The organism is Bradyrhizobium sp. BRP22 (assembly GCF_020194175.1).
Lineage (GTDB): Bacteria > Pseudomonadota > Alphaproteobacteria > Rhizobiales > Xanthobacteraceae > Bradyrhizobium.
This window is the reverse complement of record NZ_JADYVX010000042.1, coordinates 17,887-36,970: the sequence shown is the minus strand read 5'-3', so window position 1 is coordinate 36,970 and position 19,084 is coordinate 17,887. Positions and strand designations below refer to the sequence as shown.

At 62.5% G+C, this 19,084-nt stretch carries 26 protein-coding genes; 1 reads left to right on the top strand and 25 read right to left on the bottom strand.

Translation table 11 applies throughout. The features are described 5' to 3' along the window. Positions 1-35: 35 nt before the first annotated feature. The 18 genes from I6F35_RS34020 to I6F35_RS33935 form a co-directional block, all read right to left on the bottom strand. A complete protein-coding gene (locus I6F35_RS34020; RefSeq protein WP_225122017.1) occupies positions 36-515 on the bottom strand; it encodes a hypothetical protein in 480 nt (159 codons plus the stop codon). A gap of 15 nt (positions 516-530) precedes the next feature. Further along, on the bottom strand, positions 531-1,523 hold the full coding sequence (locus I6F35_RS34015) for a hypothetical protein (RefSeq protein WP_225122016.1): 993 nt from the start codon (positions 1,521-1,523) through the stop codon (positions 531-533). A 79-nt stretch (positions 1,524-1,602) separates the two neighbouring features. Beyond that, a complete protein-coding gene (locus I6F35_RS34010; protein WP_225122015.1) occupies positions 1,603-2,811 on the bottom strand; it encodes a hypothetical protein in 1,209 nt (402 codons plus the stop codon). Beyond that, positions 2,801-3,181 (bottom strand): hypothetical protein, encoded by a 381-nt coding sequence (locus I6F35_RS34005; RefSeq protein WP_225122014.1) that lies wholly within the window; start codon positions 3,179-3,181, stop codon positions 2,801-2,803. The genes I6F35_RS34010 and I6F35_RS34005 overlap by 11 nt, the downstream gene beginning before the upstream one ends. A gap of 4 nt (positions 3,182-3,185) precedes the next feature. Continuing rightward, positions 3,186-3,485, bottom strand: coding sequence for a hypothetical protein (locus I6F35_RS34000; protein WP_225122013.1), 300 nt, complete (start codon positions 3,483-3,485; stop codon positions 3,186-3,188). 222 nt (positions 3,486-3,707) lie between these two features. After that, positions 3,708-4,154, bottom strand: a complete 447-nt coding sequence (locus tag I6F35_RS33995) for a hypothetical protein (protein WP_225122012.1) — start codon at positions 4,152-4,154, stop codon at positions 3,708-3,710. Further along, positions 4,154-4,990, bottom strand: a complete 837-nt coding sequence (locus I6F35_RS33990) for a M15 family metallopeptidase (protein WP_225122011.1) — start codon at positions 4,988-4,990, stop codon at positions 4,154-4,156. Before I6F35_RS33990 ends, I6F35_RS33995 begins: the two co-directional genes overlap by 1 nt. Before the next feature lie 19 nt (positions 4,991-5,009). Beyond that, positions 5,010-7,286 carry a hypothetical protein gene (locus tag I6F35_RS33985; protein ID WP_225122010.1) on the bottom strand — a complete coding sequence of 759 codons (2,277 nt, stop codon included), beginning with the start codon at positions 7,284-7,286 and terminating at the stop codon, positions 5,010-5,012. After that, positions 7,283-7,708, bottom strand: coding sequence for a hypothetical protein (locus tag I6F35_RS33980; protein WP_225122009.1), 426 nt, complete (start codon positions 7,706-7,708; stop codon positions 7,283-7,285). Before I6F35_RS33980 ends, I6F35_RS33985 begins: the two co-directional genes overlap by 4 nt. Before the next feature lie 14 nt (positions 7,709-7,722). Continuing rightward, on the bottom strand, positions 7,723-8,001 hold the full coding sequence (locus I6F35_RS33975) for a hypothetical protein (protein ID WP_225122008.1): 279 nt from the start codon (positions 7,999-8,001) through the stop codon (positions 7,723-7,725). A 10-nt stretch (positions 8,002-8,011) separates the two neighbouring features. Then, complete coding sequence (locus I6F35_RS33970; protein WP_225122007.1) at positions 8,012-8,380, bottom strand: hypothetical protein; 369 nt, start codon at positions 8,378-8,380, stop codon at positions 8,012-8,014. Between the two features lie 3 nt (positions 8,381-8,383). Further along, positions 8,384-8,554: a hypothetical protein gene (locus I6F35_RS33965; RefSeq protein ID WP_225122006.1), complete on the bottom strand. Its 171-nt coding sequence runs from the start codon at positions 8,552-8,554 to the stop codon at positions 8,384-8,386. A gap of 2 nt (positions 8,555-8,556) precedes the next feature. Further along, positions 8,557-10,332 carry a hypothetical protein gene (locus I6F35_RS33960; RefSeq protein ID WP_225122005.1) on the bottom strand — a complete coding sequence of 592 codons (1,776 nt, stop codon included), beginning with the start codon at positions 10,330-10,332 and terminating at the stop codon, positions 8,557-8,559. Next, entirely contained in the window at positions 10,322-11,080 is a 759-nt protein-coding gene (locus I6F35_RS33955) for a hypothetical protein (protein ID WP_225122004.1), read from the bottom strand. The genes I6F35_RS33960 and I6F35_RS33955 overlap by 11 nt, the downstream gene beginning before the upstream one ends. Next, on the bottom strand, positions 11,077-11,583 hold the full coding sequence (locus tag I6F35_RS33950; protein WP_225122003.1) for a hypothetical protein: 507 nt from the start codon (positions 11,581-11,583) through the stop codon (positions 11,077-11,079). Before I6F35_RS33950 ends, I6F35_RS33955 begins: the two co-directional genes overlap by 4 nt. Before the next feature lie 113 nt (positions 11,584-11,696). Continuing rightward, positions 11,697-11,993 (bottom strand): hypothetical protein, encoded by a 297-nt coding sequence (locus I6F35_RS33945; RefSeq protein WP_225122002.1) that lies wholly within the window; start codon positions 11,991-11,993, stop codon positions 11,697-11,699. Continuing rightward, positions 11,944-12,222: a hypothetical protein gene (locus tag I6F35_RS33940; protein ID WP_225122001.1), complete on the bottom strand. Its 279-nt coding sequence runs from the start codon at positions 12,220-12,222 to the stop codon at positions 11,944-11,946. The genes I6F35_RS33945 and I6F35_RS33940 overlap by 50 nt, the downstream gene beginning before the upstream one ends. 655 nt (positions 12,223-12,877) lie before the next feature. Next, entirely contained in the window at positions 12,878-13,066 is a 189-nt protein-coding gene (locus I6F35_RS33935; protein WP_225122000.1) for a hypothetical protein, read from the bottom strand. 473 nt (positions 13,067-13,539) lie between these two features. Between I6F35_RS33935 and I6F35_RS33930 the strand changes: the two genes are divergently transcribed. Next, the gene (locus tag I6F35_RS33930) at positions 13,540-13,989 is read left to right on the top strand and encodes a hypothetical protein (RefSeq protein WP_225121999.1); all 450 of its coding nucleotides are present in this window, start codon (positions 13,540-13,542) and stop codon (positions 13,987-13,989) included. 68 nt (positions 13,990-14,057) lie between these two features. Here I6F35_RS33930 and I6F35_RS33925 read toward each other — a convergent pair whose 3' ends face one another. From I6F35_RS33925 to I6F35_RS33895, 7 genes are all read right to left on the bottom strand, one after another. Continuing rightward, positions 14,058-15,722, bottom strand: coding sequence for an AAA family ATPase (locus I6F35_RS33925; protein ID WP_225121998.1), 1,665 nt, complete (start codon positions 15,720-15,722; stop codon positions 14,058-14,060). Positions 15,723-15,923: 201 nt separating this feature from the next. Next, positions 15,924-16,115, bottom strand: coding sequence for a hypothetical protein (locus I6F35_RS33920; RefSeq protein ID WP_225121997.1), 192 nt, complete (start codon positions 16,113-16,115; stop codon positions 15,924-15,926). Next, a complete protein-coding gene (locus I6F35_RS33915) occupies positions 16,112-16,960 on the bottom strand; it encodes a hypothetical protein (RefSeq protein ID WP_225121996.1) in 849 nt (282 codons plus the stop codon). The genes I6F35_RS33920 and I6F35_RS33915 overlap by 4 nt, the downstream gene beginning before the upstream one ends. Before the next feature lie 45 nt (positions 16,961-17,005). Next, positions 17,006-17,179, bottom strand: coding sequence for a hypothetical protein (locus I6F35_RS33910; RefSeq protein ID WP_225121995.1), 174 nt, complete (start codon positions 17,177-17,179; stop codon positions 17,006-17,008). Then, positions 17,176-17,370 (bottom strand): hypothetical protein, encoded by a 195-nt coding sequence (locus I6F35_RS33905; RefSeq protein ID WP_225121994.1) that lies wholly within the window; start codon positions 17,368-17,370, stop codon positions 17,176-17,178. The genes I6F35_RS33910 and I6F35_RS33905 overlap by 4 nt, the downstream gene beginning before the upstream one ends. Further along, positions 17,357-18,202, bottom strand: a complete 846-nt coding sequence (locus tag I6F35_RS33900; RefSeq protein ID WP_225121993.1) for a hypothetical protein — start codon at positions 18,200-18,202, stop codon at positions 17,357-17,359. Before I6F35_RS33900 ends, I6F35_RS33905 begins: the two co-directional genes overlap by 14 nt. Next, on the bottom strand, positions 18,123-19,037 hold the full coding sequence (locus I6F35_RS33895) for a DUF1376 domain-containing protein (RefSeq protein ID WP_225121992.1): 915 nt from the start codon (positions 19,035-19,037) through the stop codon (positions 18,123-18,125). The genes I6F35_RS33900 and I6F35_RS33895 overlap by 80 nt, the downstream gene beginning before the upstream one ends. Between the last annotated feature and the right edge of the window lie 47 nt (positions 19,038-19,084).

Sequence of the window (19,084 nt, the reverse complement as noted above, 5' to 3'; positions counted from 1 at the left end):
GTGAAAGGCCCCGGATTGCTCCGGGGCCCTCCGTGTTAGAACCAGTCGATCTCGACTTCGGTGGTCCCGGTGCCGGCCGGGACGCCACCAACACCCTGAACGCGGGTGATGAAGAACGCCGTGTCGGCCGGGATGAAAGCCGTCTCCAACTGGACGTGGCCGGCGAAGTCGGAGAGCACGAGCGGCGTGCCGCCGGGGTTGTTTGCCCCGCCTTCGGCGAGCGCACGCGCTCGGTACGGAGTGTTGGCCGCTGTATTGCCGGCGGTGGCGGTGGTACCGAGACGATGGCGGGCATACTCCGTGTAGAGCGTGCCGCCAGCGGTCGATGCCGCCGAGCCGACATTGATCTCCGGCACAGAGGTGGTGCCGATGCAATCAGCGGTCAGGTAGGTGCGGATATCCCGCACCAGACCCTTCTTTCCCTTCGGTCCGAGGATCTTGCGCGACTCGGTGGTGGCACCGAAGGCGGAGGACGGGAAGAGATAAACTTCCCGCTTCGGAGTGTCGTAACCCATTTTCTGAGCCCTCCCTTAAGTCGCCGAGTCCCACATGACGATGCGCGAGTTGAGCGCGTCGTCATGCACGATCCCGAAGCCGCCGAGGTAGTACCAGGCGATCGCCTTCGACCGACCGAAGTCGCTCGGGATCTTCGCCCGGATTTCCTCGGGGATGCACTGCGCCTCCGCGACACGATCGGAGCCGAAGAAGAAGGCCCAGCTCGAGAGACCGTTGTTCCAGGGGTCCTGGGTCGTCGTCCACGGATCGAACGTCGTGGAGTCGGCCGCACCACCCTTCGGGATGTAGTTCTGCTCGATGAAGCGAGTGGCTTCGTACCGGCCCATCTCGCCGCGATAGATGTGCGCCAGACCAGTCTCGGTGTACTGGTTGATCGACTCCATCTGGTTCTTGAAGGTGCGGAAAGTGGTGACGTGGCCGATACAGCCATAGTCGTCCCCACGAGCGGTCGGGATGTTCCGCTCCTTCATGAGGTCCACGATCGCCTTCACGTGGCCGGTACCGAGCGCGACGTTATTAGTCGTCGAGCAGGTGCCGTTGGTGTCCAGCGTGACGGCGGTGGTCGAGTTGCCACCGGTCGGCGCAACGCGAAGCTTGGTGTTCTTGAACTGCAAGAACGCCTCGATGTCGAAATACTTCCGAGCATCGTCCTTCAACGTCTTGTCGATGATCGTCACGACGTCGTGCTTTGCCAGCGACTGCAGCAGGCCGGTGTAGGGAACGGAGTTACCCGCTTCCACAACGGTCAGGCTCTTCTGGGTGAGCGTGAAGCCGGTCTCGGGGATCGGACCGGTTTCGGAGAGGCGACGGCCCTGCGTTCCGACGTTCGAGTAAACGTCCCAATAGAATTTCGCACCGCGGTGCAGGCCCTTGTCGACCGCGTCCTCCGCATCGCAGAGTTGGCGGAATTTAGTGAGCGGCTGAAGCTGGAGGCGAATGACGTCCGACAGTTCGTCGGAATACATATAGCCACCTTCAGCAGCGACGCTCCATAGCTGACCAGCCATGTAGTTGCGTCCTTCTCAGAAGGGCGCGCTTTCAGTGATCCTTTGTGTCAGGAGGTTGCGGGAAGGGGAGGCGTTTCGGTCACGCTTGACCGCGAGCCTGCTGTGCACGGGCGACGGCAGCACGGCGGGAACTCATCTGGTCCTGCGGTTGCTGCGCCGGCGCCGAGGATTGCACGTTGGCGCGCTGAGGTTGTTGCGGGATTGCCCTCCGCCGATCGTCACGCTGAAGGTTGACTTCGACGCGCGGTTCGGTGGACGGCGGGGGAGTGGGGGTCTCCCTACGAGGCGTTCCGCCACGCCACTGCGTCAGTCGGTCGGCTGCATCGTTGAGCAGCGTCTCGACGGTACGAACTGGCTTGCCCTGAAGCTTGTGGTGACGATGTTCGTTCGCCAGCCGCGATGGGTCGGTGGGGATGTCCTCTTCGGGCACTCCGATCTTGCGAAGGTCATCGCGATAGCCAGTCAGGAGACCGTCCCGAATGACTGAATGCGCAATTGGGTCCGAAGCGAGCTCCGGGTTCTTCTTCACAAAGTCGTCGTGGGCGCGCAGGTCCGACGCGATGTCCTCTTGGACGCGATCTGACATGCTCACCTGTCTGACTGCGGCCGTCGCTGCCTCGGCGATGGTTTTGCCAAGGAGTTGTTCGGCCTCGTCGGGGTCGCCATACTGAATCTGTTTGATGACCTCCTTCAGCGGGCTCGCGGGGTTTTGCGGCTCGTCGGGGTCATCGCCATCAGTGGCGGTGGGTGCGGGTTGATCGGCGGGGTTTTGCCGGGAGACGTGGACCCGCGTCGTCTCCAAAACTTGTCGGGCGTCGTTGAACTTCTGCTTGGCCTGCTCGAGATAGTCATCGGCGGCCGCGGCCTTCTGCGCCAGCGCAATCACTTCCTCGTCGGAGTATTCGCGCTCCTGGCCGTTCACCTTGAGCTTGCGCTTCGGCGGCTCCGGAGGGGCGACCTCTGCGGGGACGGCCGGCCCAGCGGGCTGCTGCTGGTCGGCGCCAACCTGCCCGTAGGTCTGCGAAGGGTGGATGAAATCTCCAGTCGTCTCGACCGGCGGCTCCTTGTCGGCGCGAAGACGCTTGAACTTCTCCGCGATCGCGGAGCGGCCGCCATCGCCAATCGGCTCGACCTTCGGCGGTTCGGGCAGTTTCTCGCGCGGCTGATCGCCGGCCGGCGGCGCCTGTAGGCTATGATCCTGCCCGGAGGAGTCCTCGATCTGGGCGTTATGGACCTCGATATTGTCTTCCGGCTTGTTCTGATTGGTCTTGTCGGCTTCAGTCTTCATGGTTCTCACCGTCGAGTTTGACACCAAGTTGATCCGCGGTTTCCTGATCGAGGATCAGTCCGCGGGCTTCCTGCCGTTGCAGGTCGCTCAATTCCTGTTCGGCCTCGGGGCCGGCGATCAGTATTTCTTGCAGCCAGGCGACGAGCTCATCGAAGCGGCGCACTTCGTTCTGCAGCTTGCGGATGGCCGGAGGATTTTCGGCGTCGGCATCGACCAGCGCCGATAACGCCACGGCCGCCTGCTCCTTGGCACGGTGCAGAACCTCGACCAGCGGTTCGCTCTTGACCTTCGACGTCAGCTCGGCCTCGAGCAAAATCGACAGGCGCGCGGCCCGTTCCAGGGACAGCTTGTAGGAGGCAGCTTCGTTCATCGTGTCACTTGCCGAAATAGGTTTTGATGCCCAGCCACACGGCACCGACGATGCCGGTCGCGATCGCGGTGACAACGGCCTTGAAAGTGAGGCTCTGCGCCTGCTCAACGCTCAGTCGCCATTTTCGGAGATGGACGAAGTCCGCTCGCAGCTCAACGCGATCCTCCTCCTCGATACCGAACGAGGTAAGAATGGTCGCGACCGCCTTCAGGACCACGTCGTCCAGTGTCTTTTCGCGACGCTCGCTTTCGGCATCTAAGACAGCACGAACGATGCGACGGATATCCTCCTCGGTGAGGGCCACGGCTTGGCTCACTTAGCGTGCCCTTTCCCGACGCGGATTCGCTGGCGCTGCTGGCAGGTGCGCGTCGCGGTGAGATTGTCGTTAGCCTCTCCGAGCGCGAGGCGATACTCCCCGACCGCGACCTTCGGCGGTGTCTCTTGCGTCACGCGGCCGGTGTCGACGGGATCATCGACATTCGTGGCCAGGCGTTCGCACCCCCGCGAAAGCTGATAGCCCTGATTGCTAACGTTTGGCGCCTCGTAGGTTGCGCAGGCCGTCAAACTCATCGTCAGTCCAGCCGCAGCCATCGCTCGCGCCAAACTTCTTGCGGAAATCATTGAGCTTCCCCTTTGCCTCAGCGGCCTTTGCCTCTGCCTCTTCCTTCAACCGCTCGGCGTCCTTCGCCGTCTCCTCGGCGGTCTCGATCTGGACCTGCCGGTACGCGACCTCATTCTTCAAGCTGGCGTTCTCGGCGCGCTCGTCGGAGGCACGGAAGCCGATAAGGAAGCAGAGCAGGCCGGCCGCGATCGCCTGCACCAGCGCCGCGGCCATGCCGTAGGCTTCCGCCTCGGGCCAGATCCGTTCCACAAATCCCGGCAGATGCGCGATCACGACCGCGCCGACCAGCACCACACCGATGATTGAAAGAACCGCGGCGGACGTTGCGACGTCCCAGAACATGTCAGTCATTAGGCGACGTGCCTCCGCGCCCACTCGCGGACGCGGTCCGCGCCGAAGAGCCAGATGATGAAGGCGACGATCGATGCGCTCATCAGGAAGATGAACACGAAGAACACGACCGCCACCTTGTAGTCGGTCAGCCACGTCACGCCGCCAAAACCGGCGCTGGTCGCGAGACCAGCGATCCAGTTGCGCAGGCGGCCGAAGAAGCCGCGGCGCGTCGGCGCCGGCGGCACCGGCTCCGGTACCGACGTCGTAGGGTCGTCCGGCGGCTGCTCGTGCTCGCCACGGGCAGGCGGCGGGTCGATCGGTTCGGGCTCCGGCTGGGGCTTTGGAGCAGGCTTCGGCGGCGGTGGCGGGGCGACGACGCCACCACGTGAGCAGAACTCGAAGTGCATCGGGTCGGTGCGGCCCTTGTAATCGCCGCCCCAGAGCGCACCCTGGCGCTTGAAGGCGTCGATAACCGGCTGAGGCATCGTGCCGTGGCCGGTGCCAAAGCCGTTGTGTTCGGCGTCGAAGTCGATGGCGGCGCCATAGGCGTGGTTCGACCACTTGTCTTTGCTACCGCGGATCAGGCGCCGATTGTACGCGCCGGAGTAGGTCGAGATCCGCAGGCGGTCGATAGTCGCCTGGTCCTGACCATAGTGCTCCCAGATCTCGTTCAGCGCTGCAGCGAGCGCATCCGCCGCCTTACGATGGAACATGATGCGGCGGATCGGCTGGCCGTCATAATACATCAGGAACGGCGGAACGACCGGCACGAGCTGCTTGCCGGGTTCGTCCTTGGCAGGGTCACCATAGAACGCGGCAAGGGACGCCGGGTCGTCATGCGGCCAGCGGGACATTGATCGGACCTTTCAGGGATCAGGCGGAACGTTGCGGTTGGTTCTTGCCCTGCAGGAGCGAGACGAGTTGAGTGAGCAGATCCTTGATCTGCGCGTCGTCAGACTCTTTCTCCTTCATCTGCCGGTCGGCTTCGACGTTCTTCTGCGCGCGATCATCGTTTACGCGATCGCGCTGCGCGTTCTCACGCTCGGTGCGGACCTGGTTGACCAGTTGGGCGCGTTCCATCTGCTGGCCGTGCACCATGTCGGCGAAGTCCATCTTCGCGCGCGCGCCGAGCTCCATGGCCTTCGCGCGGTTGAGGTCGGCCTGCGAACGGTTTTTCTCGGCGTCCGACTTGATCTTATCCACCTCAGCCTGCGCCTGGGGCGGCGGTCCTTTCGGCTGGCCCTTTTTGATGAAGCGCGCCGCACCGTCGCGGTAACCGGCGAGGCTGAATACCTCATTGGTCATCTCCTCGACGTCAGGCACGATCTCGCCGGACTGCACCTGCGGGCTCGCCTGCCAGACCGGGACCATGATGCTCAGTGCGTTGGCGAAGTTGCCGAGCTTTGTTTGGGGGTTCGAGGCGCCAAGCCCGGCGTCGACGCGGATGGCGACCTGCTGCATCAGGAGGTCGTCATTGATCTGGTTCACGCCGTGCATCTGCAAGAGCTGCGCACGCTCCCCGCACAGGCCGAGGATCACTTCGTCGGACTCGTAATACTGCTCGAGCCGCACGAGCTGGCCCATGACGGGTTCCACCCACGTCTCCACCCATGTGCGCAGGTCGAACTCCTGCACCGAATTGGCGGCCGAGGAGATGAGATTCAGGCCGCCGACGGTCTCGTTCAGGCTGCGGTTGGTCTGAACCGATCCCGAATTGAACTGCCCCGCCTGGTCGTCGAAGTCGACGTTCAGCCGCTCCATCTCGGCATAGGCCGAGGAGGGGACCTCCGGGGTCTGAGCGAACTCGATGTCGTCCTGCTCGGTGCGCAGGATGACGCTGTTCGGGCCGCGCCGCTGCAATGCCGCCAGATCGACCTGCCGGCCGCGCTTGACGAAGGTGATCGGGCTGACGCTCTGCTTGACCTGGTCGAGGCGCAGGTTGGCGAGGTCATTGACCTCCTGCTGGAGCTGCTGCCATGACTCCACATGCGACATCGGAAAGATGCGATGGGTTTCCAGGCTGCCGATGCCGAATACGTAGGGGCGCTCGCCCCCTTGCTCGGGATAGACCTCTTCGACGGGCTTCGGATCGGTCAGGTAGGCTTTGCTGCCAGCAGACCAGAACGTGATGTCCTGGCCCTCGTAGCGCATGAACACCTCGTAGACCCAGAGAACCTCGAACTTGCCGGAGCCGGTCGCGGTGGGGTCCATGCGGTCCATGCCGCGCTCGCGCGCAGCACGGGTACCGGATGCCTGCATTTTCTGATCGTAGCCGGAACTCTTCAGAACCGAGACATCGACGTGACGCCACGGGTTGAGCGGATGCTTCTCCATTTTGCGGATTTCGTCGATCCGCATGGGCCATTTCACGATGAAGTACGATCCGCTCTGAACCGGATCCACCCAATCGGCGCCGGGATCGATGATCGCGTTTTCCAACGGGACGAGCTTACAATCCGGACGATCGACCTTCGGCGAGTAGGTATGGACCGTCCGCATGAGCGGCTGTCCAGTTTGCTCGTCGATGATGGGCTGACCGGTCTCGCCGATGACCTGCTCCTCGCTGGTCTTCTTCTCCAGCTCGAGCTTCCAATACTGTTTGGACAGACACGCGGACATAATGAACGTGTCTTGGTGCGCGCCGATCGCGGTGCGGTACCACGGGATCGCGGCGCGGCCCGACGTGCGGTCGGTCCGATAGTTGATGATCTCCTGCATCAACGCAGCGGACGCCCGCTGACAAGGATCGCTCTCATTGCCTGGCGTGCATGAGATCGCATCACGCGTTGAGAACAGGGCCGCGGCAGCCGAGGCGTTGGCCTTGCGGACCGCGCCACGGGTTTTCGGGCGGAACAGGCGCGAGCGTCCCTTGTAGGACGTCGAGTTATATTTCGACCCCATGAAATGCTGGTTGTGAAACGCCTTGTAGGAGCGGTCCCAGGCGTTCTTGATCTGGTCGAGCATGAACTGCCCGCCCTGGGTCTCAGCCTGCGAGACAAGGTTCAGCCAGTTGATCTCGGGCTCTCCGCCCTGCTGCTGCTCGCCTTCAACCGGCGCGTTGCCCGTGGCGGCCGCCTGCGCTCGCGCGTAAAGGTTCTCCTCCTTGGCGAAGCCATCTTCGCCCGGAGGTTCGTTGCGCGTGTCGGTCATGCCGGCGGCGTTCCACCATTTCGGACGGCGAGCTTCTTCGCGGCGATGAAGGACGCCACGTCAAGGCTCGACCGCGGGATTTTGAAGCGCTCGAGGATTTCGCCGCCAGCGCGGACGATCATGGCCGGCGTGATGTCCTCGGAGAGGTGGAAGACGTACTTCCAGTCGCCCAGGAGGAGCGGGATCGAGATCCACGCTATGCCCTGCGCGCTGTCACATTCGACCGCCCAGAAATGGCCCCGATAGTGGGCCAGCAGCACGCGGGTGATCGCCTTCGCGACCATCAGATCCCACGCTGCGCGCTTGTCCTCTTCCTCGGGCGATAGCCCCTTGCGCTCGTAGCGCGTCTGAAGCTCAACGTTGTGCTGCCCGTGCGACCGATCAAGGAGCGCACGCTGAAGGATCACTGGATCGGTCTGCATGTCAGCCTATCCGGTTAGGCGAACTCTTCGATGAAGCTGACGGCCGCGGTATCGGCGCCGACAATGCCGTACACGGCCGCGGCAGTCTCTAAGACGATCGATTGGCCCTTGGTGCCAGCGAGAAGCGCGCCGTTAGCGGCAGTGACGTTGGGGCCTCCAATGAACACATCCGCGGTACCGCCGTTGATGATCGTCAAACGTTTGCGATCAGGGCGCGCAGGCGCGATCGGCGTAGCGGACGTGCTGACGTTGGGTTGTCCGGTGGCAATGGCGTTGGACGGAACCGAAGTCATCGCTACCTCCTCAGCCTTCGTCGCCAGCGCGCTCGTTGCCGAGCACGGCGTTGAGCTCGGCTATCGCGTCCTGATGCATGGTCTGCATCTTCTTGAGCACGAGGGCGCCATTGTCATTGATGTCGCGGCGCATCTGCTCGGCCTGCTGCAGCGCTTGCTGCTTCACATCGTTGGCGGCGTCCTTGATGGCCTGCATCGCCTCGGCGAGGGTCGCTGGTTTAGCGTCGGTCTCGGGCATCTTCTTCGCTCCAAGTTCGTTGATCGCGTCGCCCAGGAACTGGTCGAGCTTCTCGCCGGCCGTGACCGGCGCGGGATTTGCGGCTGCCGTCGGCGGCGTGTAGGGGTAGGGTCGCCCCGAGATACCTGCGCCAGCAGACATAGGTCAGTCCTCTGAGTAGGGGCCGCGCTTCGCGGGGTTCGCCCGGAAGACGCGGCCGTTGGAAAACTCGTATTCGATCTCGTTGCGCTTCTCGCGCTCCCAATCGGGATCCTCGCGCAGCACCATCACCTTCCATGGGATGGAGAGCGTCACGGGCGGGTAGTAGCGTGCCATGGTCAGGAGTCCGCGTAGGCGACCGGCTCAAGCGAGGCGGCCTCGTATTGAATGGCAGGCTTCGGCGAGAGGTCGTAGAGGCGCGAAGCCGCGTCGATCAGGTCGTCCTTCGGCGAGAACGGGAAGAACATTGCTTCCTCCATGAACGCTCGCGTCAGGTCGTAGAGGTTCCGATCTTCATCGATCAGCTTGACGGGCTGCACGATGCGGTACGCCTGGTGCGTCGCCTCCATCGCACGGTGCTCTCGCAGATCGCCGAGCAGTGGCCGATAGATGATCTGGCCGATGTTGTGCGGGCTGGTTTCGCCGCGGGCCTCCGCCTTCTTGGCGTCATCTTCGGTCCAGACCGACCAGAGCGCCTTGCCGTCGCGGCCGCCGATCTCCGGGTGGTAGACGATGCCGGGCAGGAAGAACTTGCCAACCTTCATGTCCGGCTCCAGTCGCTCGACGCGGTCGCGCTTGGAGTGGCCGCCCTCGCGGGGCCATGACAGCTCAACGAGCTCGAACGCGATGCCGTCGCGCTCCTGCCATTCCTTGATGACCTCGTCCTCGGTCTGAGCGCCGTAGCGCTCGTAGCCGACGATGATGACCTGCGTCCCGACCGCATCGCGCCATTTCTTATAGAGGCGCTTCAAGGTTTCCCAGCGCTCGCTGAGGCCCATCCGGTGCCGCACGCCGTCGAGCAGGTACCGGTTGCCGTTGACGTCGACGCCGATCACCGCCATGGCGGTGCGGTCAGAGGTGGCCGATCGCCCCTTTGAGGGGTCCACCATGATGTAGATGTTCAGGATCGTCGGCCGGATCAGATATGGCCTGAACCATTCCGACTTGAACACCGCCTCGTTGCCGGCGACGGGGTTCTGAAGCATCTGCGCCGAAACCGTCGAGCGCTGGGTGTTCTTGATCTCGGTCCAGCGCTCCGGCGTCAGAAACACCGGAGCGCCCTTCAGCGTGCCATCTTCCGTCGCGGGATGTTTCCGCGGCTTGAGCACGCGGCGCTCGAGCACGACGCCGTAGGTGTCGGCGAACGAATAGCGCGTGCCTGGCATCCACTTCCGCACGCCTTCATGGCTGCCGAGGTTGTCCGCCAGTTCCCACGCTTCGGTCGTCTTCCGGATCATCTCCGGGTTCGTGACGCTCTCGCGCGTGACCATGTCATCGTAGATGTGCAGGTCGTAGTGGCGGGACGTCGGCTGGCCGTCGACCAGGCCGTGCGCCTCGATCGTCGACTCCTTCGGGTTGGAGCGGCGCTTGACGACGATGCCGCGTTCCAGGCCCCAGATCGGCGCTTCCTTACGCGGCTCCTCCCAGAGGACATCCGCGTAGATCTGCTTCAGGTAGTCGTTGCGCTCGAACTCCTGCATGATCTGCGTCAGGAAGGCCCGCGCGATCGGCTTGGAGTGCGAGAAGATCGCAATCTTGATGTTCGGGTCGATCAGGATTTCCTGAATGGACCCAGCAAACGTGATGATCGTGGACTTGTAGTGGAAGCGTGCCCACAGATCGATGTGCCCGTCCGGCTCGGCCTCGACCTCCCGGCAGCGGTTGAACAGCCACGGGTGCAGCGCATCGGTGCGCCGGCAAAGCCCCGTCAGCAGGAAATAGCGGTCGTTGACGCCGAGGAGCGCGCGACCTTTCGCGTCCAGCCCCGGAACGACCTCGGCGTAGAACGCCTTTGTCTGCTCAAAATCCAGATAGCGAAGATCATTGGTGATGAACTTCGCGAGCGCGTCGTTGGCGGCGGTCAGGTACCTTGTGCCGCGGAGCTCATGCGGCATGTCGCTTCTTAAACGCAGCCAATGAGTCCGCCAACGGATCGTCCGAGCCCGGCGGTATCACTTCGGCTGTGGCGTTGCCGCCGCCGGAGCTGATGGTCTTCATCGCCAACTCGCGGGCCCGGCCGACACGGTCATAGGGCTCGCCAGCGGCGGCGAGGCTCTCAGCAACGGCGAGCTGCAACTTACCGACGGCCTCCGGCATCTCAGCAATAAGAGCAGGGGCCAGTTCGCCCAACACGGCCTCGATGATAATGGCAGTCTTGAGCGTCTGCCGCGCAGCAGTGGTCAGCAGCAGCTCGTCGGAGATATCATTGCCCGAGATGATGTCTCGGATCGCCTTTAGCCGCGCGCGGGCTTCTTGCTCGTCCTGGCGCCGCTGCGCGTCGGGATCGTCACCGGTTGGCTGCTCGGGCCGTTCTTGCTCCGGTTCATCGGGCGGAGGCAGTGCCTTGAACGCGGCTTCGACGATATCCTCAGCTTTGGAGCGCGGATCCCCGGTGAGGGCAGGCGTGGCGTCGTCGAGATGCTGGCGAGCCTTGCTGATCTTGCCGGCCCGCGGCGCCTTCCTCGTGGTCCACGGCTTGCCGAGCTGCTCGGCTCCCTTCTGCCACTTGTTGATGGTGCGATAGCTCGGCGTGACGTAGCCGGCCGCCTTCAGCTTCTCCTCGACGCGGCGAACCGACGGATTGACCATCTCCTCCCAGGTCGCGCGCGCGATCTCCGGGGTAGCGACCTTCTGCTCGGTCACGCGGCCTCGACCTTGGGCCAGTTCTTCAGCACGTACTCGGCCATGCCGTTGGCGGGCGAGAACATCGGGTAGAGCTCGGTGAACCGCAGCATGGCATCGGCCGGGTGCATGGAGGCCCACATGCCTTCAGTCGCGCCCAGGTAGAGCAGGGCGAGGCCCGGACCGCGCGACTGGCCCTGATTGCAGTGGACGAGCACCTTCTTGCTGTCCGCAATCTGCTGGCCGATGAAGGAAATTCCTGCCTCGACGACCTTCTTGTTCACGTAGTCGACGTTGTCGACATCAACAAGGTTCAGGCAGAGGCGATCGCCACGGAACGCGAACAGATACTCCTCGTGGTCTTTCGGCGCGCCGCGGCCGGTGTAGCCGAGCGCCGCGCGATGCCACGGCTCCTTTGCGGCGTGCACCACTGCCCAACCAGGCTTCGGCGTGTCGATCAGCCTGACGTGGTTCTCGTAGTCAAGCGCGTTGCCGACGAAGAGGTTCGGGGCGACCTCGATCATGTTGCACTCCGTTGAAGGGTTGACCCGCAAGGCGCAGGCTCCGGGGGCGATCCGGTTGACAGCCTTGCTTGCGGGTCGCAGCGTGGGGACGCTGAACTGATTATCGACGCCGACTAAAGGGCCGTGCCGATGCGCGATACCTCGCGGGAGATGCCATGGTTCAGACTCTCGAGCCATGACAGACGCGATCGCAGGCGGTGGAGCAGAGCTTCCGGATCGCTCTGAACGGTCTTCAGGTCCACGTTGGCGTCGCGCGGAGGCGCACCGTAAAGGCGGTCAGCGAGGTGTCGGGCTTCATCGACTGTCTTCTCGAGGATGGCGAGTTCGTTACCGATCTGCTCGATAAGCGTCGGCAGGGTCTCAACCGGGATCGGCTGCTGACTTCCCTGCACGGCGTTGTGGGCGGGCATAGTTGTCTCCAAGTGCCTGCGGCGTGGGTGGTCTCAGCGAGACCTTGATCTCACCAGCGCAAGCCCGCAGGCCAACCTTGCGCGAGATGAGGGTGAGCGCGAGATCCATGTCGCCGGCGCGAAGCGCAGCGCGGATGCCGGTGTTCGCGGCCTCGATCTCGGATTTGATCTTGTCGGGCGTCCAGGCGCGGATCAGCGCGCCTCCAACCGGGAAGGCGAGAACCGCCATGTGATGCTCCAAGAAAGCGGCCCGCCACTCGTTTGAGCAGCGGGCCAGTTAAGGGACGAAACGACGAAGAGGACAGGACAAAGGCTGTTTATTTCCAGTCGGCAATCGCACCGCCCTCATCGAGCTTTCTGGCAAAACCGGGCCGAGTCCGCTGTTGCCAAACCGTCGCCTATGGCGATGGCGTCTCTAACACCCTCGAACATAAGCGATTTCGGTAACTTTCTTCGCGACGGCGGTAGCATTCTCGATCGGATCGCCACTCAGGAGCACAGCAATTCCTACGCGGCTGTGCACCAAGGAAACAGGCACAGTAGGCCCAAAGATCCATGTCGAAGATTGCGCAACTGATAATGGTTGCTGTCGTTGTGGCGGTAGCTGTCGCGTCCGAAATCGAAATCACAACGATAGCCTACGGACTTCTTGCGGTCGGCTACTTTCTCTTGATGTTGGGACACCACTGATCCCAGCGACAAAGCACGCGGATCGGGCCGAGCTATCCGCCTAAAGAGTAACAGGGCGGTCCGCTGTACATCGGAGCGTGACCGCCGTCTCTGGGTGGATAGTTGCCGCTGTTTTCGCCCGCCGTTTCATACCCGCTGGCGACCTTGTCCCCAGCGCAACGGACGAAGAGGCCCCGCGGCGCTCCTCCTCGGAATTACGTGTTCGGCTCGGTCGCAGAGAAGGTGACGTGCAGCTCCTCAATGGAGAACTGCGCGGCCTGAAGCGTGTTGATCATGTTCGACACCGCCATGAGCATCGCGGCGTGCTCGGCGCCGGCCGGCACGGTTTGGGTGGTCTCGTGCTCCTGGCCATTTGCCTTGGCAGTCACAATCAGCTTCTTCATCTGGACCTCTGGTGGTCGGAAGGCCGCGTTGCCGCTGCAGCCGCCCTTGATCTGACGCGCCTGTCGGCAACCGCGCTCTGGGTATCTCGGAAACGACAAAACCCGGCGCCGAGGATCGGGCCGGGTTTGAATTTCAGGCGAATCACGTCGCCTTAGTGATTTCCACCTTACGAATTTTGCAAAAGCGCGCAATACCCCTGCAGCACAAGCACTTGCGCTGCTCACAGCCGATTTCACAAATCTCGCGCACTCCGACTCGAACCATCGCGGCAACTCAGCTAGATCGCGATAAAGTGGACGAAATGTCGCACGCTCCCCTAAGTTGTGACAGCTGCTCGGATTTAGGGCAAACTCTAGCCGCCACCCAGAGTTGCTGATCACGCAAACGGTGGTTTTTGCTATTTGAAATACAGCTAACGGTCAGAGAGTAATTTTCAAACAGTCTTTGATTTCAAACAATTTTGGAGGGTGTCGTGCTCAAGGCAATCAAACTGCAGCTATTGATTATCGCGGGCTTGGCGGGTTCAGTTGTTTCGGTGTCCGCTCAACTCTTGCCCGCCACGCCACCTTTTTTTCCATTTTCATTTCCAACTCCAGTGACCGATTTTCCAGTAGCATATTGCGATGCGCAGCTATGCTACACGCCGATACATGAAGTGCACGCGGATTCCGGCGAGCTCACGATGACCCTGGACTATTACCCCCCTGCAGGCAAAAGTTTTGTGGATGTCAAAGCGGGTGTAGAAATAGAGGGAGGCGGCGCCACTCACTACGTTAATGCGGTGTCCGCCGGCGCGGGCTGGCTCCGATGCAAATGGCACGCGAGAAAGAAGATTGGCGGCGACAATGGGCTAGCCAAAGGCTATTGTTGGGTACGGATGGCAGACGCAGCACCCGCCAAAATGCGCTACAAGCGTCGCTAGCGCGGACGGCCCGTCTTTAGCGAGAGGAAGCCGCCCCACAGCGCCTGGATTTCGAGCAGAGTAGCTGGTCAGGCGACAATGCCTGACGTACTCGTCATGTGCGTTTCGGCATTTGTAGTGTCCGCCGCAATGTCGGCTGCCAAGGTACCAAAAAGCGATCTGACGAATATCAAAGCGTTTGGGTCGTCCATTAGAAGTCTACGGACGGCGCCTTCATATTGATCACGACTTTGAAGACCTAGCTTTAGAGCAATCTCTTTCAGTGCCGGCGTCTCCCGAACTGGATAACGCGAGATCACTGTTGTAAGATCGCCCGCATCGAGAGCGTTCTGAAGGCGCTGGCGTTCCGCTTCAACAATCTTGGGAACATCGATCGAGATACTTACAGATTCGGCGGCGGCAATTTGCGCTTTGTTGGGGATATGCGCGAAGAACTCCTCGCGGACTCGCTTTTCGGCAATTCGTTCACTGAGGCGCTTTACGTGAGGAGTGATGGCCGTGATCGCCGCTGAAGTTGCGTCGGCAAAGCACTTGTTGAAGTCGTCGCCGGTAGTTGCTGCATGTCGCTCGGCAACTCGCCGCTGAATCTCAGGGTGATAATAGACGCCCTCCACAGAGAAAGCCGCGGTTGAGTAGACGCCGCCGCCCTTTAGTCGATCCAGCTCTGACTGAGCCCTGCTGTCGTTGTCTACAAGGCCGAATGCATCGAGCCAGTGGAATCCATCAGCATCCCTGATGCTAAAGACCGCTCGCTCGACATCACGACAGCTGGCCTTCGCGATCACCGACACTTCAGGAAAGACGAGACTGTAGAGCGGTTTGTCGAGACTCCTTTCGGCGTCGCCTTCGACGAAGAGAATTCTCCGTCGCGCGCCGAGAATGTCCCTCTTGAGATCGTCATCGATCCCCAAATCAGGCGACAAGACATCGGCATCCCAGGCGGTCACAGTCGATCCATCATACGTACAGCCTCGAACCAGCAGCGTTCGCGCGCTGGGATTGTCCAGTGGCAACATCAGATCATGCGTTGAGACAACAAATGCACAATCGGGGCGCTTGGCGAACAATAAGGTTAGCAGAGGCGAAATTATGGACCGGTGGAGGTGCCGTTCAGGCTCATCGATAAGCAGAAGGCTACCTTGTTTGGCAGTCAGAACATTTGCCGCAATGAGGATGGCATTGCGCTCTCCATCAGAAAGCTCGGCAATGCTGTAGGGAGCACTTCCGTTCTTGCTGGCCATGATATTCGAGTTCTCTTGGACTGTTATCGTCACGGGAATATTTGAAAGCCTGAGGAGCTCGTTGACGATTTTGATCGGAGGATCCTCCTTCGCCAGCTTCTTGACGCGAGCAAGATCGTCGCCGTAAGCAGCGCCCGCGATTTTGCGCGCTTGCACATTTTCAGCGTCCACGAGATCGTAAATGGCCATGCTGGCGCGCGAGGCTGAATCGTACTCCATCCACCGGGCTCGGGGATCGCTATCTACCGATCGGATATTAGTTTCCGTTTGATTCCGCGCGAACGGGGAAAGTGTGATGGCGTTGGATTCGAACCAAGTCTGGCGATGCGCCGAAATTCGGCGAGCAATATGAATGTGCGTGCTGTAGAAGCGATGCATCAGGCTCGATTTGCCTGTGCCGTTGGCGCCAAGCATGAGCATAACCTCGCCCGCCTTTATAGCCAGGTCGAGAGCAATTCCGTTGCCGCGTGGAATAGATAAATTGAAAGTCATCCCCAGCCTCCCGCAGTGAAAACATCAGTATCCCGTTTACGTGCCAGAAAAAGGCTGTCGGGATGAGCCACCAGAATAGTGGCGCCTTTGCCGATGTTCAATGGGAGGTTGCTCAGTCGCTACCCGCTATTTTCGCTGCAATGGCTAGGTTCTTTTCGCCATATGGGCTGTTATCGCAGCGGCCGGAGAGTATCAGCGGCGTCACCGCCACCATCGCTTCGGCTTGTGCTCGCCGCAACCTGGCTTGTCGAGCCCGACGGGGATGTCGTAGGTCGAGCCCATCGCGCCGTTTGGTGCGATGGTCGCCTTAGGCGGATGTCGGTGGCAGATGCCCGTGTCCTCTTGCCCATCGAGCGGCACCATGAAGCGGCACGTCCTGCAGGTTGGCATCATGTGACTTCTCCCGTTCCTGCGTCAGCGATCTCGAGCATTCCAGCCGCGGCGCAGGCGAGGCGGAGCATGGCGCCCATCTGCTCGGCGGTGAGTCCGCGCAGCGGTACCGGGATTGTGTGGTGATAGCGGCCGTCCGATCCGGTGACGCCGCGGCTTGTCTTCCAGTCCGGGTTGCTGACCAGGCTGAAATGCGTGGGCTTGGAATTGCGCTCGTCGAACCATTGCACCAGCGCGTCGACCGCGGCCTGGACGAGCAGCATGCCGTCGTCCCGCTTCGCCTTGGGCTTCGGCGTGGCCTTGGTCTCTCGGATCAGACCCATCGAGACCGCGATGCTGTGGAGCGTCTGGGCGAGGCCCGGCTTCAGCACCGGGTTGATCTCCTCGTTATTGCAGCACACGCGCTCGATCAGGTCGCGCAGGCGATCGTCGGGCATGAGCCGCTGCAGGCGATCGAACGCCTTGGTCGCGCGCTTGACCGCCCGCTGGTGTTTCTTGAGCTCGTCCGGCAGCATGCGGTCGGTGTCGAGGCTATCCTTCGAGCCGAAGCCGCGTTCGTACGATGGCGATGCCGCCGATCGGCGCGGCATGCCCTTCAGGCTCTCGTAGCGACCGTAGATCTCGGCGATCTTGAAGCCGGCGTCGACCTCGCCGTCGGACAGCTCCTTGAACAGCCCCATGCGCCCCAGGACGGTGGCGAGGCGCGGATCTGCGCCTAGCCGAGCGCCGTGCTCCCTGAGCCGATAGAACACGGTGGGCGCAATGCCCGCCTTCTTGTCGCCCGATGGCTTTCGGTCCGATGGCGGACGCGCGCTCGGGTCATAAGGTTTCTTGGATAGTGCCAACATTCGGTCCTCTTCCGCCCCCGGAATTGGTTGAAACGTGGGTACGCGCTACTGGTCAGTTGGATGCGGCGGGAGCGGCGTCACCGCGAAGCCCGCCAAGATCAGTTTGCTCGCCAGCACCTTCGCTTGGGCGATCTGCTTCGGCCCCAGCGCTTTCTCGACGTTGGCGAGCGTGTCCGTGATGAGCTTGCCGCGCTCCGCTGCTTCTGGTGAGCGCCTCATTTGCGCTTCAGTTTGCGCAGCGCGCCGATGACGACGATCCATTCTTCGCGGTACAGGGTCAGGGAGACCTGCTCGTGTTCGCGATTGTCGTCTTCGGAAATCAGGCGATCGAGCGCGGCGGCCAATTGAGCCGGATCGTGCGCGAAGTAGTCGGCCGGCAGCGCCGCCTCTTGGTCGTCAGCCATTCCCATGGCCATCCTCCTCTGGTGAAAACTCGTGCCGCGGCGGCGGCGCAGGCTTGCGGCGCGTCAGCGGGAGCTGCATGGCGCGCGCCAGCGACATCGACATCGTGATGCCGTGCTTGTTGGTGGGCGGCTCGAAGCCCTGCATGATGTACTCCATGCGGCGCTTGTGCTCCTCGTGGGCCGCGCGCTTGCTCTCGGCCTCCTGACGCTCGAGCTTGCGCTGCTCGCTCTCCTGCGGGTTGCCGGCCACGGTGTCGTGGAAGTTCTGAAGCGAGGCGGAGACGCGCGCGCGCTCCTCTGGGGTAGCGCTCGGCCTGGCTTCCTCGACCGGCGCGGTCAGCAGCAGGGTCAGCCGGTCCTTCTCGGCGCGGGCGCCTTCCATCTTCTCGTCGGCGAGCTTGTGGATTGCCGGTGCGGCCGGCGGATAGTTCGGGTTGACGCCAGTGGCTGCGCCGCGGCGGATGTCGTCGCACGCCTGCTCGACGGCCCACGCCGGCAGGTCTGACAGCAGCCGCGAATAGGCGGCGACGGTCGGCTGATCGGCCTTGCCGTAGCCGGTGAGGGCAGCCGCGACCGCGCGCTCGATGCGCTGGTGCTCGATGCTGCCGGTCGCGCTGCGCAGCGTCACGCGGACCGCCGAGAGCCGGTTTTTCATCGATTCCTTCTCGGCCGGCGTGAGCTGGCGCTGCAGCACGGCGCGGTTGCCGTACCAGGCGAGGGAGTTCTGCGCGTTGTCCGCGATGCGCGAGACAGCGTGATCAGGCGTCCAGGATGATCCCGGGGCCTGCGGAGAGGTCTTGGCTGGGAGGCTCGACTGGTTGGTGAGGTTCGTTTGCATCGTTGCGTCCGTTCAGCTTGTCATCGAGTTCGAGGAACACTTCGGCGGCGGTCTTGGCGCGTGGCGGCCGCGGCGGGCCCGTGGCGCTGCCCTGGGGAACGCCGCGCGCGAGATCCGCATGCGCGTCCGCGATCGCCCCCTCGAAATATTTCAGGCTGCCCGGCGGCTTATCGCGCTTGGCCATGAGGCGCTCGATGGTCGCGATGATCAGGTCCGGCTGCCATCCAGCCTCGCGCCACTTGTTCGCGAAGTAGGTCGTTCCAACCACCTTCGGATCGCTGGGGTCGAGGCCCTGAGCGCGCATGATGCGCTCGGTCAGCTCGAAGTCGCCCGGCTTGAAAATCGACTTCAAAGGCGGCGCGGCTACTGCTCCGCTAGGAGCAGTATTCTCTTCACTTCTCTTCTCTTCCCTTCTCTTAGGACCCGTTACGTCCTCCGCGTTTGATCCGTTACGGACATCATCGCGGCTCTCCGCGCGCTCCCGTAACGCTCTCCGTGCCGCTGCCGCTGCGGCGGTCGCCGCCGCCGTCCTGCGGCTATTGCCCTTGCGCTTCTGATCGGCCTTCAGCGCCATATCGCCGATAACCGGGTGGTAGAGCCGACCATCGCTGCACCTGACGAACCCATGCAGAGCGGCCTCGCGCACGGCCTTCCAGCCCTTCAGGTCTCGCCCGTAGCCTGCGAAGCGCGCCAGCATGCGGTCATCATCGGGCAGCGACGACGCCGGCACCTGATGCCAGGCGGCGCACCACAGCAGGATCGCCGCACGAAACTCATCGCCCGTCGCCGTCACGGACAGGTCGCTATCCCGCAGCCGCACCACGTCGAGCGGCATGTTCGGGAAGTCGCGGAGGTCGAGGTCAGCGGGCACGAAAGGGTCGG